The sequence below is a fragment of the Brevundimonas sp. genome, assembly GCF_965278935.1.
In the GTDB taxonomy this organism is placed as follows: Bacteria; Pseudomonadota; Alphaproteobacteria; order Caulobacterales; family Caulobacteraceae; genus Brevundimonas.
Genome location: NZ_OZ257124.1, coordinates 716,044 through 729,591, shown reverse-complemented (window position 1 = coordinate 729,591; position 13,548 = coordinate 716,044). Strand labels below are relative to the sequence as shown.

Here is a 13,548-nt window from a genome sequence, read left to right as displayed (position 1 = left end):
TTGGAGCTCGATCGACCCCGTGCTGGACGCCTTTCTCGGTAAACGCCCCGGATCGGAACCGCTGTTCGCGGCCCTGAGGCAATGCCGTGTCCACTTCATCGGGGCGGCGGCGTTCAGCGCCCTGGTCAATCTGCTCTATCTGACCCCGACCCTGTACATGATGCAGGTCTATGACCGGGTGGTTCCGACGGCGGGCCTGACGACCCTGGTGCTGGTCAGCGCCGTGACGATCTTCGCGCTCGGATCGCTTGCGGCGCTGGACTGGCTGCGGACACGCATCCTGATCCGGGCCGGAATCCAGCTGGATCGCGATCTGGCCGGAACGATCCTGGCCCGGGTGACCGAGGCGGGCGGGCGGACTCAAGGGGTTCAGGCCCTGCGCGACTTCGACGCCCTGCGCGGTGCCGTGTCGGGCCAGGGGGCGCTGGCCCTGTTCGACGCGCCATGGACGCCGATCTATCTGGCCTGCTGTTTCCTGCTGCACCCCGCAATCGGCGTGCTGACCCTGGTCGGCGGGATCGTCCTGGCGGTTCTGGCCTGGCTGAACGAGCGCGACACCCGTCCGCGCCTCGGCCGGGCGAGCCGCGCCGGCAACGCCGCCTACGCCGCCCAGGAAGCCCTGTCCGGTCAGTCCGAAGTGGTCCAGGCCCTCGGGATGCGCCGCGCCATCATCGGTCGCCAACTGGAGGGACGCCGCGCCGCCACCGATTCCCAGGCTGAGGCCCAGTTGACCGGCGGGCGCTATTCCGGAGCGATCAAGTTCGTGCGGCTGGCGCTGCAGTCGGCGGCGCTGGGCCTTGCCGCCTTCCTCGTGGTGAAAGGGCAGATGTCGCCGGGATCGATCATCGCCTCGTCGGTCCTGCTGAGCCGCGCGGTCATGCCGATCGAACAGCTGGTCGGCGCCTGGCCGACGCTGGTTCAGGCCCGGACCAGCTGGAAGAGCCTGATCGACCTGTTCATGAAGACCGCCGGTCATGGCCAGCCCCGGACCGCCTTGCCCGCCCCGACCGGCCATGTCTCGGTCGAAGGGATCGGCGTCCGCCTGCCGGGGACGGAAACGCCCCAGCTGCGCGCCGTCTCGGTCAAGATCGAACCGGGTCAGGTGCTGGGCGTCATCGGGGCCAGCGGATCGGGCAAGACCACCCTCGCGCGCGTGCTGGCCGGCGCCCTGATGCCGGATACCGGCTCGGTGCGTCTGGACGGCGCGGACTACGGCGCGCGCGACAGCGACGTCCTTGCCCGCCACATCGGCTATCTGCCGCAGAACCCGACCCTGTTCGCCGGCACGATCAAGGAGAACATCTCCCGCTTCGCCGCCCCCTCGCCCGAGACCGACGCGGCCGCCGTGCGCGCGGCCATATCAGCGGGCGTGCACGACCTGATCCAGCGCCTGCCCAACGGCTATGACACCGTGCTGGGGTCGCAGGGCGCCGGCCTGTCGGCGGGGCAGTCCCAGCGCATCGGCCTGGCCCGCGCCCTGTATGGCGACCCTGTCCTGCTGGTGCTGGACGAGCCCAACGCCAGCGTCGATCAGGACGGCGAGACGGCCCTGATCGGCGCCGTCGAGGCCGCTGCGGCTCGCGGCGCCGCCGTGGTCATCGTCGCCCACCGCGCGGGCGTCCTGGCCAGAGCCGATCGCCTGCTGGCCCTGCGCGACGGCGTGGTTCAGGTCGAGGGCCCGAGAGAAGACGTCCTCGCCCGGATGCGCAGTCCGCGCCCCGGCGGCCTGCACGAGGTCAAGGCGGGATGAGCGCTCGGTCCCCCATCGAAGCCGCCTCCCCCGGCGCCGGCCATGTCGCGCCCCAGACGGCCTCGCCGCGTCACGAGCTGATCCTCGGCGGCATCATCATCGCCCTGTTCTTCGTCCTGTTTCTGGGTTGGGCGGCGATCGCTCCGCTCGATTCCGGCGCCTATGCGCCGGGCCAGGTCGCCGTGACCGGCAACCGTCAGGCCGTCCAGCATCGCGAGGGCGGCACGGTGACCGCCCTGCACGTCGCCGAGGGCGACAAGGTCCGGCAGGGCCAAGTTCTGGTCGAACTGTCGACGGGAGAACTGACTGCCGCCGAGCGGGGCCTGTCCGGTCAGGTCTACGCCCTGATGGCCCAGCGGGCGCGCCTGATCGCCGAACGCGACAAACTGGCCGCTATCCCCGTTCCGGCGGAGTTCGCCAACCTGTCGCCCGAGGATCGCGCACTGGCCGACGAGGCCATCCGGCTGCAACGGCTTCAGTACGGCGCCCGCAGGGCCGGCCGGTCGACCGAGGTCGGCGTGCTGCGCCAGCGCATCGGCCAGCTGGAGGAGCGGATTCAGGGCTATCAGCGCCAGATCGAGTCCAACACCGAACAGCGTCGCCTGATCGGCGAGGAGCTGGACGGTCTGCGGTCGCTCGCGGCCCAGGGCTATGCGCCCCAGACCCGCGTGCGGGCGCTGGAACGCGACGCCGCCGGCCTGGATGGTCAGCTCGGCTCACTCCGGGCCGAGGTCGCCGGGACACAGCAGCAGATCGGCGAGACCCGGCTGCAGATGCTGACCATCAACACCGGGATGAACGAGGACGTGTCCGAGCAGCTTCGCGCGATCGAGGTCCAGTTGAACGAGACCCAGCCGCGGCTTTCTTCCCTGCGCGACCAGATCGAGCGCAGCCTGATCCGCAGCCCGGCGACCGGGCAGGTGGTGGGGCTGGCCGTCTTCACCCAGGGCGGCGTCATCCAGCCCGGCCAGGTGCTGATGGAGGTCGTGCCCGACGCGGCGACCCAGGTCATCGTGGCCGAGATCAATCCCGCCGACATCGACAACGTCCACGTCGGGCTGGAGACGGAGGTCAAATTCCCCGGCCTGCGCGAGCGCGATCCGCCGATCATCCACGGTCGGGTCACGCGTCTGTCGCCCGATACCTTCACCAACGAACAGACCGGCGCGCGCCACTATCGTGCGGAGATTTCCGTACCCCCGGCCGAGATGGAACGGCTGGGTCAGGCCGCGAGCGAGATCCGGCCGGGCTTCCCGGTCGAGGTCGTGGTGCTGCTGCGCAAGCGGACGGCACTATCGTATCTGACCGAGCCCCTGACCCGGAACCTGTGGCGGTCGGGCACCGAACAGTAGGTCAGCCGATGCGGCCGAGCTCCAGATAACGCGCGAGGTAGCGGCCGTAATCCGACCCCGCCGTCCGGGCGACGGCGGCTTCCAGCGCCGCATCGTCGATGAAGCCCATATGGTGGGCGACCTCTTCCGGACAGGCGATCTTCACGCCCTGACGCTGTTCGACCGTGCGCACGAACAGGGCGGCGTCGAGCAGGCTCTCGGGCGTGCCGGTGTCCAGCCAGGCGAAGCCCCGCCCGAGCCGCTCGACCGTCAGACGGCCGCGCTCGAGATAGGCGCGATTGACGTCGGTGATCTCGAGTTCGCCCCGCGCCGAGGGCTTCAGCCCGGCGGCGATCTCCACCACCTCGGCGTCATACAGATAGAGGCCCGTCACCGCCCAGTTGGAGCGTGGCCTGACCGGCTTCTCCTCGATCGAGGTCGCATGGCCGGCGGCATCGAAGCCGACGACGCCATACCGCTCCGCATCGCTGACCTGGTGGGCGAAGACCGTCGCGCCGCCGCCCTCGGCCGCGCGCACGGCGCTGTGCAGCCGGTCGACCAGACCGTCGCCGTGGAACAGGTTGTCGCCGAGGATCAGGGCGGACGGTCCGCCGGCCACGAAGTCGGCGCCCAGCACATAGGCCTGGGCGATGCCGCCCGGCGTCGGCTGGGCGAGGTAGGACAGCGACAGCCCCCACCGGCTTCCGTCCCCGAGCAGAGACTGGAAGGCGGGCAGGTCGCGCGGGGTGGTGACGACCAGGATTTCGCGCACCCCGGCCAGCATCAGGGTGGTCAGCGGATAGTAGATCAGCGGCTTGTCGTAGACCGGCATCAGCTGTTTCGACGTCACCGCCGTCATCGGATGCAGCCGCGTGCCCGCGCCGCCGGCCAGAACGATGCCCTTCATGGCGCGACCCTCTGCAGTTGGAGCTCGGCGACGATATCCGCGACGGCGGCCCGCCAGTCCCGCATCGTCACTCCATAATCACGCGTCAGCCGCTCGCAGGACAGGCGCGAATTGGCCGGACGCGCCGCTGGAGCCGGACGGTCGGCGGCAGGGATGGGGAGGACGGTCGTTCGCGATCCTGCGAGCTGCAGAGCCTCGGCGGCCAGTTCGGCCCAGCTGGCCTCGCCCGCATTGACGCAATGGTAGACGCCGGTGGGCGCCGCAGGGTCGGCGATCATGGCCAGGGTTAGTGCGGCGAGCGCTCCGGCCAGATCGTCGGCCGAGGTCGGGCTGCCGACCACATTGGCGACGACGGCCAGCTCCGGTCGGCTCACCGCCGCATCGAGGATGGTCCGGACGAAATTCCTGCCCCGGGCGCTGACGACCCAGGCCGTGCGCACCACGGCCGCGCGGGGATTGCCGGACAGGACGGCGACCTCCCCGGTCCGCTTCGAGGCGCCATAGACGCTGATCGGGGCCGTCGCGTCGTCCTCGGCGTAGGGTCGGTCCAGCGCGCCGTCGAAGACGCAGTCGGTCGAAATATGGACCAGAGGAATGCCCGCCCGGCGCGTCGCCTCGGACAGTCGCGCGGGGATATCGGCGTTGGCGAGGAAGGCTTCGTCCGGGTGCGTCTCCGCCTCATCCACCGCAGTGAAGGCGGCGGCGTTGATCACGGCGGCAAACGGGGTGCGGGCGAAGGCCTCGGCCAAGGCGGTCGCGCTGGTCAGGTCGAGGTCCGCGCGCGTCGGGCGGTGTAGCCGCACGTCGTCGGGCCAGGCCGCGTGGGCGAGGGCCTGACCCACCTGGCCGTGTCCGCCGGCGATCAGGATGCGGATCGGGTCAGCCACCGGCCAGTCCCCGCCGCGCCACGGCGTCGCGGTCGGCGAGGATCGCCTGCCACCAGTCACGACGTTCCAGATACCAGGCGACCGTTTCGCGGATGCCCTGTTCGAACCCGACCTGGGGCGACCAGTTCAGTTCGGCGCGCGCCTTCGACGGATCGACGGCATAGCGCCGGTCGTGGCCGGGCCGGTCCTCGACGTGGGTGATCGCCTCCGCATGGGGCCGGCCGTCGGGGCGTGGGGCGAGGTCGTCGAGGGCGGCGCAGATCGTGCGCACCAGATCGACATTGGTCCGCTCGGCCCCGCCGCCGAAGACATAGGTTTCGCCCGGTGTTCCTTGTTCGAAGGCGGCGCGGAGACCGCGGACGTGATCGTCGACATGCAGCCAGTCGCGCACGTGCAGGCCGTCGCCGTAGACCGGCAGGCTCTGGCCGCCGAGCGCGCGCAGGATCGTCAGCGGGATCAGCTTCTCCGGAAACTGGAACGGGCCGTAGTTGTTCGAGCAGTTGGTCACCAGGACGGGCAGGCCATAGGTGTGGCCCCAGGCCCGGACCAGATGATCGCCGGCCGCCTTGGTCGCCGAATAGGGGGAGCGGGGGTCGTAACGCGTCGTCTCGTCGAACGCGCCGGTCGGGCCGAGCGACCCGAACACCTCGTCGGTCGAGACCTGATGGAAGCGGAAAGCCTCCGCGGCCATTCCCGTCAGGCCGCGCCAGTGGTCCAGAGCTGCCTGCAACAGCACGAAGACCCCGACGATGTTGCTGTCGACGAACGGCCCCGGCCCGTCGATCGAACGGTCGACATGGCTCTCGGCCGCCAGATTGATGATCACGTCCGGCGCGAAACCCTCGATCGTCGAGCGCACCAGAGCCGCGTCGGAAATGCCGCCCTGCACGAAGGCGAAGCGCGGGTCCGCGCGCACGGCGCCGAGGGCGGCCGGGCTCGTGGCATAGGTCAGGCTGTCGATGACCAGAACCCGGGCGTCGGAGTTCGCCATCATCTCGCGCGTCAGGGCCGAGCCGATGAAACCCGCGCCGCCCGCGATCAGAATCCGAGATGCCGCCAAGCCCGCCCCTTTGCCCCGGATCATTCCGGTTCTCCGCCGTTTCTAAAGGGCTGCGGAGACCCCGACCAGTGGCCCCGGAGAACGGGCTTGCTCCGCACGCACCGCCTGCCCATATCGGATCATGGCCGACGCCTCGCCGATCCCGGGGGGCTTCAAGCCGCAGTCGCTTGTCGAGGACTGAACCATGACGACCCGAACCGTGCTGTTCGACAGCCCCTTTCTGTTGGGCTTCGACCAGACCCGCGCCCTGATCGACCGCGCCGCCAAGGCCGCGGCCGAGAGCTATCCGCCCTATAACGTCGAGCAGTTGGGCGACAACGCCGTGCGCATCTCGCTGGCTGTGGCCGGCTTCGCGCCCGATGACCTGGCCATCACGATCGAGGGGCGACAGCTGACGATCGCCGGCAAGCGCGAAGGCGTATCGCCGGATCAGGCCTTCCTGCATCGCGGCATCGCGGCGCGCGGCTTCGTCCGCAGCTTCGTCCTCGCCGATGGTCTGGAGGTCGAGGGCGCCCGGCTGGAACACGGCCTGCTGCATGTCGACCTGCTCCGGCCCGAGAACGTCGAGCCGATTCGGCGCATCCCGATCAGCGTCGGCTGACGACACCAGATACCCTCGCCCCATCATGACGCGGCCGCGAACTCGCGGCGCATCCGGGCGTTGTCACTCTTCAACAAGGAGGCGGTCTTTATGACGCCGATGATGACGAATAAGGATTTCGCCGGTTTCGGCGCCCCGGACCTGGTCTACGTGCGGGAGATCACCGCCGCCGACGTGATGGCCGATGCGATCTCCGACCGCCCGCTGGAAGACGCCAAGGGTCTGGTGATCGATCCCGACCAGACCCTCTACGCCGTGCACAGCGCCGACGGGGAGCGGCTGGCGGTCATGATGGATCGCGAGACGGCCTTCGCCGCCGCCGTGGCGCACGAGCTGGCTCCGGTGTCCGTGCACTAGGAAAGACATCGCGCTCAAGCAGCGAGCGACCGCGGCGCGCGCGGTAGCGCCGCAGAAAAGCGGCGGCCTTCAGGCCGCCGTCGCAGGGACCTTGTCGTCGCGGACGAAGAGGGCGTGGATGGCGTCCTCGGTCCGGGCTTGACGCAGCTGTTCGCGGAGCTCGGGCGAGCGCAGGGCGCGCGAAACGGCGGCCAAAGCCCGCAGATGTTCCGCGCCGTCTTTCGGCGGGGCGAACAGGGCGAACATCAGATCGACCGGGCGATCGTCCACGGAGTCGTAGGCGACCGGGGTGTCGAGGCGCACGAAGACGGCCTTGACGCTGTCGAGACCGGCCAGACGCGCATGCGGAACAGCCACGCCCGAACCGAGACCGGTCGAGCCCAGAGCCTCGCGCTCCATCAACGCGTCAAAGACGCGAATCTCGTCCTGGCCCAAGGCCTGGGCCGCGGCGTTGGCCAGCACATGCAGGGCCTGCCGCTTGGATGACGCGCCGCTTTTCAGGACGATCCCGTCCCGAATCAGCAGTTCACCGATGTCCATGATCGTCCCGACTCATACTCGAGGTTGTGGGCAGGCCCCTTGAGGGGCGCGCGCCGTCTAGACGGTCTGCGCGCCCCTGGGAAGTCTTATGCGCCAGAACCGTTTACAGAACCGTGTCCATTGAGGGACGCGGTGCGTTCAGGATCTATCCACCCGACATTGCCGTCCGGCCGACGATAGACGACCGACAGGCCGCCATGCGCCGCATTCCTGAACAGCACGACCGGGTAGCCGGTCATGTCGAGCTCCAGCACGGCGCGTCCGACCGTGATGGTGCGGATCTCCGAAACGCTCTCGGCGATGACCATGCCCGTGGGCGGAGGGCCGTCGTCGGCGCCGGCGGTGTCGAAAAGGGAATCCTCGACCTCGTCGTCGGGATTGCGCAGCACGATGCTGCGAGCCACGGAAGCGGCGGCCATCTCGGTCTTTTCGGGCGACAGACCCTTGGGACCGATATGGTGATCCTTGAGCCGGCGCTTGTAGCGTCGGACCCGCTTCTCCAGCTTCTCAAGGCTGTCGGTGAAGGCCGCATGGGCGTCACCGCCGAGGCCTGTCGTCACGAGCGATTGCCCGGACGCGAGGCGGACCCAACAGTCCACCTTGAAGCCGTGGCCGTCCTTGGACACCACGACCTCGGCATCCTGACCGCCGCGTTCGAAGTATTTTCCGACTCCGTCTTCGAGTTCCTGGGAGATGCGCGAGCCTAACGCTTCGCCGACATCCACGTGCTTGCCGCTGACTTGGACTTGCATAGGGATAGAACGCGACCGACCGCGAAAAGTGTCAATCGCGAACGACGATTTTACAGTCACGCTTTGTTGTTCGGTCAGCTCTGTTTCGGGCTTAAGCAGTGAGCGACCGCGTCGCGAGCGATAGCCCGACCTAAGAGACTTTCAGCATGCGCCGGCGCTCGACCGACGATGGAATTCGCAGGGCTTCCCGGTACTTGGCTACGGTGCGGCGGGCGATGTCGATACCGGCTTCCTTGAGGATCTCGACGATTCGGTCGTCGGACAAAACGTCGCCGTCCCGTCCTTCGTGGTCGATCATCGACTTGATCCGGTGACGGACGGCCTCTGCGGAGTGGGTCGCGCCGCCGTCCGTGGCCTGGATCGCGGCCGTGAAGAAGAATTTCAGCTCGAACACCCCGCGCGGGGTCGAGACGTATTTGTTCGAGGTGACCCGGCTGACCGTCGATTCATGCATGCCGATCGCGTCGGCTACAGTCTTCAGATTCAGGGGTCGAAGGAACTCGACGCCGAAGGCGAGGAAGGCGTCCTGCTGACGCACGATCTCGGACCCGACCTTGAGGATGGTCTTGGCCCGCTGGTCCAGCGACTTGACCAGCCAGTTGGCCTGGGCGGCGCAGTCGGCGACGAAGGCCTTCTCCGTCTCGGTCCGCGCGCCGGCCGAAACAGAGGCGTGATAGCGTTTGTCGACCAGCAGGCGCGGCAGGGTGTCGGAGTTCAGCTCCACCCGCCAGCCGCCGGCCGGATCGGGCCGCACATGGACGTCGGGGATCACGGTCTGGGCGATCTCGCCGGCGAAGCCCGCGCCCGGCCGGGGCGTCAGGGCCTTGAGCTCGGAAATCATCTCCGACAAGTCCTCGGCGTCGACGCCGCAGACGGCGCGCAGGGCCGACAGGTCGCGCCGGGCCAGCAGATCCAGATTGTCGAGCAGGGCGCCCATGGCCGGGTCGAACCGGTTCCGCTCGACGAGTTGCAGTTTCAGGCACTCCGGCACCGATCGCGCCATGACGCCCGTCGGCTCGAAGCCGTGACAGATCGCCAGAACGGCCTCGACCCGCTCGAGCCCGCAGCCCAGCCGGTCGGCGATCTCGGCCAGTTCGCCGCGCAGGTAGCCGCCCTCGTCCACCCCGTCGATCAGAGACAGGGCGATGGCATGGTCCGTGGCCGAGAACCCGGCCGAGGACGCCTGGTCCTGAAGATGCTCCCACAGGGTCGGGTCGTGGCGCTCGGGGCGTTCGCCGCCGTCACCATCGTTGAAGGAGCCGCCCTTGCCGGCTGCGGACCAGTCCGACAGGCCGGGCTGTTCGGCGGCCTCGTCGGACAGGCGATCCGAGGTGCGTTCGCCCGGCGTGGCGTCGCCATAGACGTCGTCCTCGCGCGCATCGACGGTAGAGGACCGATCCGACGCCTCGGCTTCGTTGAAGCTCAGCTCGGTGGAATCGGCGGGCGCTTCGCGCTCGACCTCTGCGCCGGGCTCCGCCTCCTCGCGTTGGAGCAGGGGGTTCTTTTCGAGCTCGGCCTCGACGTACTCGTCGAGCTCCTGGTTGGACAGTTGCAGCAGCTTGATCGCCTGCTGCAGCTGGGGCGTGATGACCAGCCCCTGCCCCTGCCGAACCTCGAGCCTCTGACCGATCACCCTGGAGCACTCCGCAGGGCCGTCGTGGCCCGGAACTTGCTGTCAGGATGAACGCGACCGGTTAACGCCGGCTTTCACACGTCTGGCGTCGTGGAGCCGGTGTTCCCGGACCAGTACGTCGGCGACGATGGCGTCGCCCCGGGTCCGGGCGACGTTCTGGTGGCTCGCTTCGGCGATGTCCGACAGGGTCGCGCTGCCTCGCACCTCGGCGCCGCCGGGAGCCGTAAAGGGTCCCGTCAGACGAACCGGCGACGCTGCACCATCAGCGCGGCCCCGCCGGCCAGCACCAGGCCGAACAGGATCATCGCCCACTCCGACAGGGTCGGGACGGGATTCGGTGTGGTAATGTTGAGCACGACATCGTCAATGCCGATCGCGTTGGCGCTGCCCGAGTTGGCGGGATTGCTGGTCCGGGCGCGGATACGCACGGTCTGGCCCGCATAGGCGGTGAGGTTCACGGGGGCACCGAGCGGCGCGAAAGCGCGGGTCGTGCCACGGTTGACGGAGGGCTGGATGTTGACGAGCACCACGCCGGCGGGGGTCGTCACGTCGATCCGGCGGGTTTCTGTTCCGTCGGCGGCATTGCTCCCGGTCAGGGCATACCTCATGGTCAGGGTGGCTGCCGTCGCCGAGGCCGGGATCGTGACATCCTGATACAGGTCGCAATCGACGGCGGCCTGAGCCTGATCGTTGAGGTAGCCCCAGGTGGAACCACTGTCGATAACGAGATCGGTCGCGCCGAGTATGCCGGTCGTGGCGCCTCCCGAAGCCGGGCAGCTGTAGGTCCATCCGTTGGTGTTGCCGGTCTCGAAGTCGCCGTTGGTGACGCCGTTGACCGTGGCGGCGAGAGCCGCAGTGGCCGTGACCGCCAGCATGGCGAGCGCGAGAGCGCCGCGATTGATACGTTTCATGAAAACCCCACTGCCCGGATCCCGGACCAACCGCCAAGGTACAACTCCAGCGTTCCTAACCAAGCCCCACTGACGAACTTTTCGTATGTTCTTTCAGAATAGTTGAGCCGGCGTTCGCTCTTAAGCGCCGGGGCGAGCCTCTGGCGGTCCGCACGAAGCAGGCGGCTGTATTGGCCGGGTGCGGTAGGCGGGAGACGTCCGCGAGCGAAACTCAGCCGTAAAGATCGCCCAGATAGACGCGGCGGACCTCGGGATCGTGGATGACTTCGTCTGCCGTGCCCTCGAACAGGACCGAGCCGTTCGAGATGATTGAGGCGCGGTCGATGATGTCGAGCGTCTCGCGCACATTGTGGTCGGTGATCAGGACGCCGATGCCCTCGCCGGCCAGATAGCGGATCACCTGGCGGATGTCGGCGATGGCCAGGGGGTCGATGCCGGCGAAGGGTTCGTCCAGCAGCATGAAGCTGGGCTTGCCGGCCAGCGACCGGGCGATCTCGACCCGGCGCCGCTCGCCGCCCGACAGACCGGTCGCCGGGGCGTGGCGCAGGTGGTCGATATGCAGCTCCTCGAGCAGGCGGGTCGTCTCGGTCTCGATCGCCTTGCCGGTCTCGTTGAGCTCGACGACCGCCATGATGTTCTGCTCGACCGTCATGCCGCGGAAGATCGAGGCCTCCTGCGCCAGGTAGCCCAGCCCCATGCGGGCGCGCTGGTACATCGGCTGGGCCGTGATGTCCTCGCCGTCCAGCCAGATCGAGCCCGAGTCCGCAGGGATCAGGCCCGTGATCATGTAGAAGCAGGTCGTCTTGCCGGCGCCGTTCGGGCCCAGCAGGCCCGCGACCTCGCCCCGCTGCACGGTCAGGGAGACGTCCGCGACCACCTGACGCGCGCCGAAGGCCCGGGCGATGTTGCGCACCCGCAGACCCTTTTCAGGCGCGGGTTCGGGCGCGACGGCCGGCGCCTCGCGGTCTTCCAGATTGAGGGCTGAGAGTTCCTTACGGGCCATTCAGGCTCAGTTCGACCCTTCGGGGTAGAAGACGCCGCGCACACGGCCGCCGTTGGCCGAGGTTCCACCCTGGATCCGCGCTTGGCCGGTGTCGACGTTGTAGCTCAGGCTGCCGCCGGTTAGGACGTTCTGGCCCTGGGTCAGGATGACGTCGCCGGTCACCACAACCGTGGCGTTGGAAACGGTGTAGATTGCCTGGTCGCCCCGGATCGTCTCGTTCGGGGTTACGTAATAGACCTCGCCCGAGGCCTCGATCCGCGTCAGCCCGCCCGAAGCGTCGCGCACGCCCTCGATGGCGTTGGCTCGCAGGCGAGTGTCGCCCTGGGTGATTTCGGCCCGGCCGCGCAGGGAGACGGCGGTGTTGGTGAGTTCGCCGGAGTCGGCGCCGTAGCCGATCGGCTGGTTGCTGACGCTCGATCGGCTTTGCGCGAGCGCTGCGCCGCCCAGACCAAGCGCCAAAACGCCTGCGCCGATCAGAAGGATTGGGGTCGTCTTCATGTCATTCACCGGAAGCGGGGCTGAGGGTCCCCTGCACCTTGTTATCGCCAGAGCCCCTGAACACGACCCGTTGGCCCTGTTCATGGATGGCATAGGACGTTGCCGAGATCGTTCCAAGGGGGCCGCGCCCCTCGACACCCTTGTTGCCGGTCACGACGCCGGTCGCGGTGTCGACCACGGCCTCCGGCGTCGTCAGGGTGAAGCCCGATCCGCCATCGGAAATCCGCACGTTCGGACCGATGGTCACGGTCCGTTCGGCCTCGTTGTAGATGCCGGCGTCGGCGGTCATCTCGGTGACCTTTGTGCCGCCGAGATTGAGCCTGAGGACCGGGCCGTTGAGCCGGAACCGCCCCGTCGCCGGATCGCGCACCGCGCCCTGGGCGCCGATGATGAAGGACCGGCCAGCCGCGTCCTGACCGTGGAACATCGGATTGTCGAGGCGGATTTCCTTCGACTGGCTGGCCTCGCGTTCGACGCCCGACATGACGGTGCGGAACACCGTCCAGGTCAAGGCCCCGCCCGCCAGCACAACGATCAGGATCGGCAGCAGGCGGCGATACAGCTGGACCCGACGGGAGCGCGAGCGCCAGCGCCCGGCCTGCTGGGCCAGTCTCGCCTCGTCGGCGCGCTTCCTGTCGTCGGCCGGGTCGAAGGTCATGTGTGCGCGAAGATATCCATCTCGTCCCAGCCGCGCAGGTCGAGACGGGCGCGAACGGGCAGGAAGTCGAAACAGGCCTGAGCCAGTTCCATCCGGCCCTCTCGGACCAGCATCTCGTTGAGCCGGCGCATGATGACATGCAGGTGCAGGACGTCGGATGCGGCGTATTCCAGCTGGGCCTGGGTCAGCTCCGGAGCACCCCAGTCGGACGACTGCTGCGCCTTGGACAGGTCGATGCCCGCCATCTCGCGCGCGACGTCCTTCAGCCCGTGCCGGTCGGTGTAGGTCCGGGCCAGCTTCGAGGCGATCTTGGTGCAGTAGACCGGCCGCGTCTCGACCCCGAGGTGCAGCTCGACCATGCCGATGTCGAACCGGCCAAAGTGGAAGATCTTCAGCACGTCCGGATCGGCCATCAGCCGCTTCAGGTTCGGGCAGTCGTAGCCGGGCCGGTTCAGGCGGACGACATGGGCGTCGCCGTCGCCGGCCGACAGCTGGACCACGCACAGCGGATCGCGGCGGAAACGCAGCCCCATGGTCTCGGAATCGACGGCGACTTCGGGGCCCAGGTCCAGGCCGTCCGGGAGGTCGCCTTCATGCAGATAAACGGTCATGGGCCCTCAAGTAGCTGAGCGCCGCGCGCGAGGCGATAGGGAGCTGGAA

General features: G+C 68.5%; 15 protein-coding genes. 4 read left to right on the top strand and 11 right to left on the bottom strand.

All coding sequences use genetic code 11. The features are described 5' to 3' along the window. Positions 1 to 19: 19 nt before the first annotated feature. Together ACQY68_RS03685 and ACQY68_RS03680 are read left to right on the top strand one after the other, a co-directional pair. Complete coding sequence (locus tag ACQY68_RS03685; RefSeq protein WP_428151699.1) at positions 20 to 1,750, top strand: type I secretion system permease/ATPase; 1,731 nt, start codon at positions 20 to 22, stop codon at positions 1,748 to 1,750. After that, positions 1,747 to 3,102, top strand: a complete 1,356-nt coding sequence (locus tag ACQY68_RS03680; protein ID WP_428151698.1) for an HlyD family type I secretion periplasmic adaptor subunit — start codon at positions 1,747 to 1,749, stop codon at positions 3,100 to 3,102. The genes ACQY68_RS03685 and ACQY68_RS03680 overlap by 4 nt, the downstream gene beginning before the upstream one ends. Before the next feature lies 1 nt (position 3,103). Here the strand turns inward: ACQY68_RS03680 and rfbA are convergent, their stop codons facing one another. From rfbA to rfbB, 3 genes are read right to left on the bottom strand one after another with little or no spacing between them, the layout of a single operon-like run. After that, positions 3,104 to 3,988, bottom strand: coding sequence for a glucose-1-phosphate thymidylyltransferase RfbA (gene rfbA / locus ACQY68_RS03675; RefSeq protein WP_428151697.1), 885 nt, complete (start codon positions 3,986 to 3,988; stop codon positions 3,104 to 3,106). Then, complete coding sequence (rfbD, locus tag ACQY68_RS03670) at positions 3,985 to 4,875, bottom strand: dTDP-4-dehydrorhamnose reductase (protein ID WP_428151696.1); 891 nt, start codon at positions 4,873 to 4,875, stop codon at positions 3,985 to 3,987. Before rfbD ends, rfbA begins: the two co-directional genes overlap by 4 nt. Continuing rightward, a complete protein-coding gene (rfbB, locus tag ACQY68_RS03665) occupies positions 4,868 to 5,959 on the bottom strand; it encodes a dTDP-glucose 4,6-dehydratase (RefSeq protein ID WP_428151695.1) in 1,092 nt (363 codons plus the stop codon). Before rfbB ends, rfbD begins: the two co-directional genes overlap by 8 nt. Before the next feature lie 160 nt (positions 5,960 to 6,119). Between rfbB and ACQY68_RS03660 the strand changes: the two genes are divergently transcribed. Continuing rightward, a complete protein-coding gene (locus ACQY68_RS03660; protein ID WP_428151694.1) occupies positions 6,120 to 6,536 on the top strand; it encodes an Hsp20 family protein in 417 nt (138 codons plus the stop codon). A gap of 90 nt (positions 6,537 to 6,626) precedes the next feature. Continuing rightward, positions 6,627 to 6,893 (top strand): DUF1150 family protein, encoded by a 267-nt coding sequence (locus ACQY68_RS03655; RefSeq protein ID WP_428151693.1) that lies wholly within the window; start codon positions 6,627 to 6,629, stop codon positions 6,891 to 6,893. A gap of 69 nt (positions 6,894 to 6,962) precedes the next feature. Here ACQY68_RS03655 and ptsN read toward each other — a convergent pair whose 3' ends face one another. The 8 genes from ptsN to ACQY68_RS03615 all read right to left on the bottom strand — a co-directional run bounded on the left by ptsN (position 6,963) and on the right by ACQY68_RS03615 (position 13,499). Next, positions 6,963 to 7,433 (bottom strand): PTS IIA-like nitrogen regulatory protein PtsN, encoded by a 471-nt coding sequence (gene ptsN, locus ACQY68_RS03650; RefSeq protein ID WP_428151692.1) that lies wholly within the window; start codon positions 7,431 to 7,433, stop codon positions 6,963 to 6,965. An 86-nt stretch (positions 7,434 to 7,519) separates the two neighbouring features. Further along, positions 7,520 to 8,185, bottom strand: a complete 666-nt coding sequence (gene hpf / locus ACQY68_RS03645) for a ribosome hibernation-promoting factor, HPF/YfiA family (RefSeq protein WP_428151691.1) — start codon at positions 8,183 to 8,185, stop codon at positions 7,520 to 7,522. A gap of 130 nt (positions 8,186 to 8,315) precedes the next feature. Continuing rightward, the gene (rpoN, locus tag ACQY68_RS03640) at positions 8,316 to 9,818 is read right to left on the bottom strand and encodes an RNA polymerase factor sigma-54 (RefSeq protein WP_428151690.1); all 1,503 of its coding nucleotides are present in this window, start codon (positions 9,816 to 9,818) and stop codon (positions 8,316 to 8,318) included. Between the two features lie 236 nt (positions 9,819 to 10,054). Further along, positions 10,055 to 10,729 carry an IPTL-CTERM sorting domain-containing protein gene (locus tag ACQY68_RS03635; protein WP_428151689.1) on the bottom strand — a complete coding sequence of 225 codons (675 nt, stop codon included), beginning with the start codon at positions 10,727 to 10,729 and terminating at the stop codon, positions 10,055 to 10,057. 211 nt (positions 10,730 to 10,940) lie between these two features. Next, the gene (lptB, locus tag ACQY68_RS03630; protein ID WP_428151688.1) at positions 10,941 to 11,732 is read right to left on the bottom strand and encodes an LPS export ABC transporter ATP-binding protein; all 792 of its coding nucleotides are present in this window, start codon (positions 11,730 to 11,732) and stop codon (positions 10,941 to 10,943) included. Positions 11,733 to 11,738: 6 nt separating this feature from the next. Further along, on the bottom strand, positions 11,739 to 12,230 hold the full coding sequence (locus ACQY68_RS03625) for an LptA/OstA family protein (protein WP_428151687.1): 492 nt from the start codon (positions 12,228 to 12,230) through the stop codon (positions 11,739 to 11,741). A 1-nt stretch (position 12,231) separates the two neighbouring features. Next, the gene (lptC, locus tag ACQY68_RS03620) at positions 12,232 to 12,888 is read right to left on the bottom strand and encodes an LPS export ABC transporter periplasmic protein LptC (RefSeq protein WP_428151686.1); all 657 of its coding nucleotides are present in this window, start codon (positions 12,886 to 12,888) and stop codon (positions 12,232 to 12,234) included. Then, positions 12,885 to 13,499, bottom strand: coding sequence for a ribonuclease D (locus tag ACQY68_RS03615; RefSeq protein ID WP_428151684.1), 615 nt, complete (start codon positions 13,497 to 13,499; stop codon positions 12,885 to 12,887). Before ACQY68_RS03615 ends, lptC begins: the two co-directional genes overlap by 4 nt. Between the last annotated feature and the right edge of the window lie 49 nt (positions 13,500 to 13,548).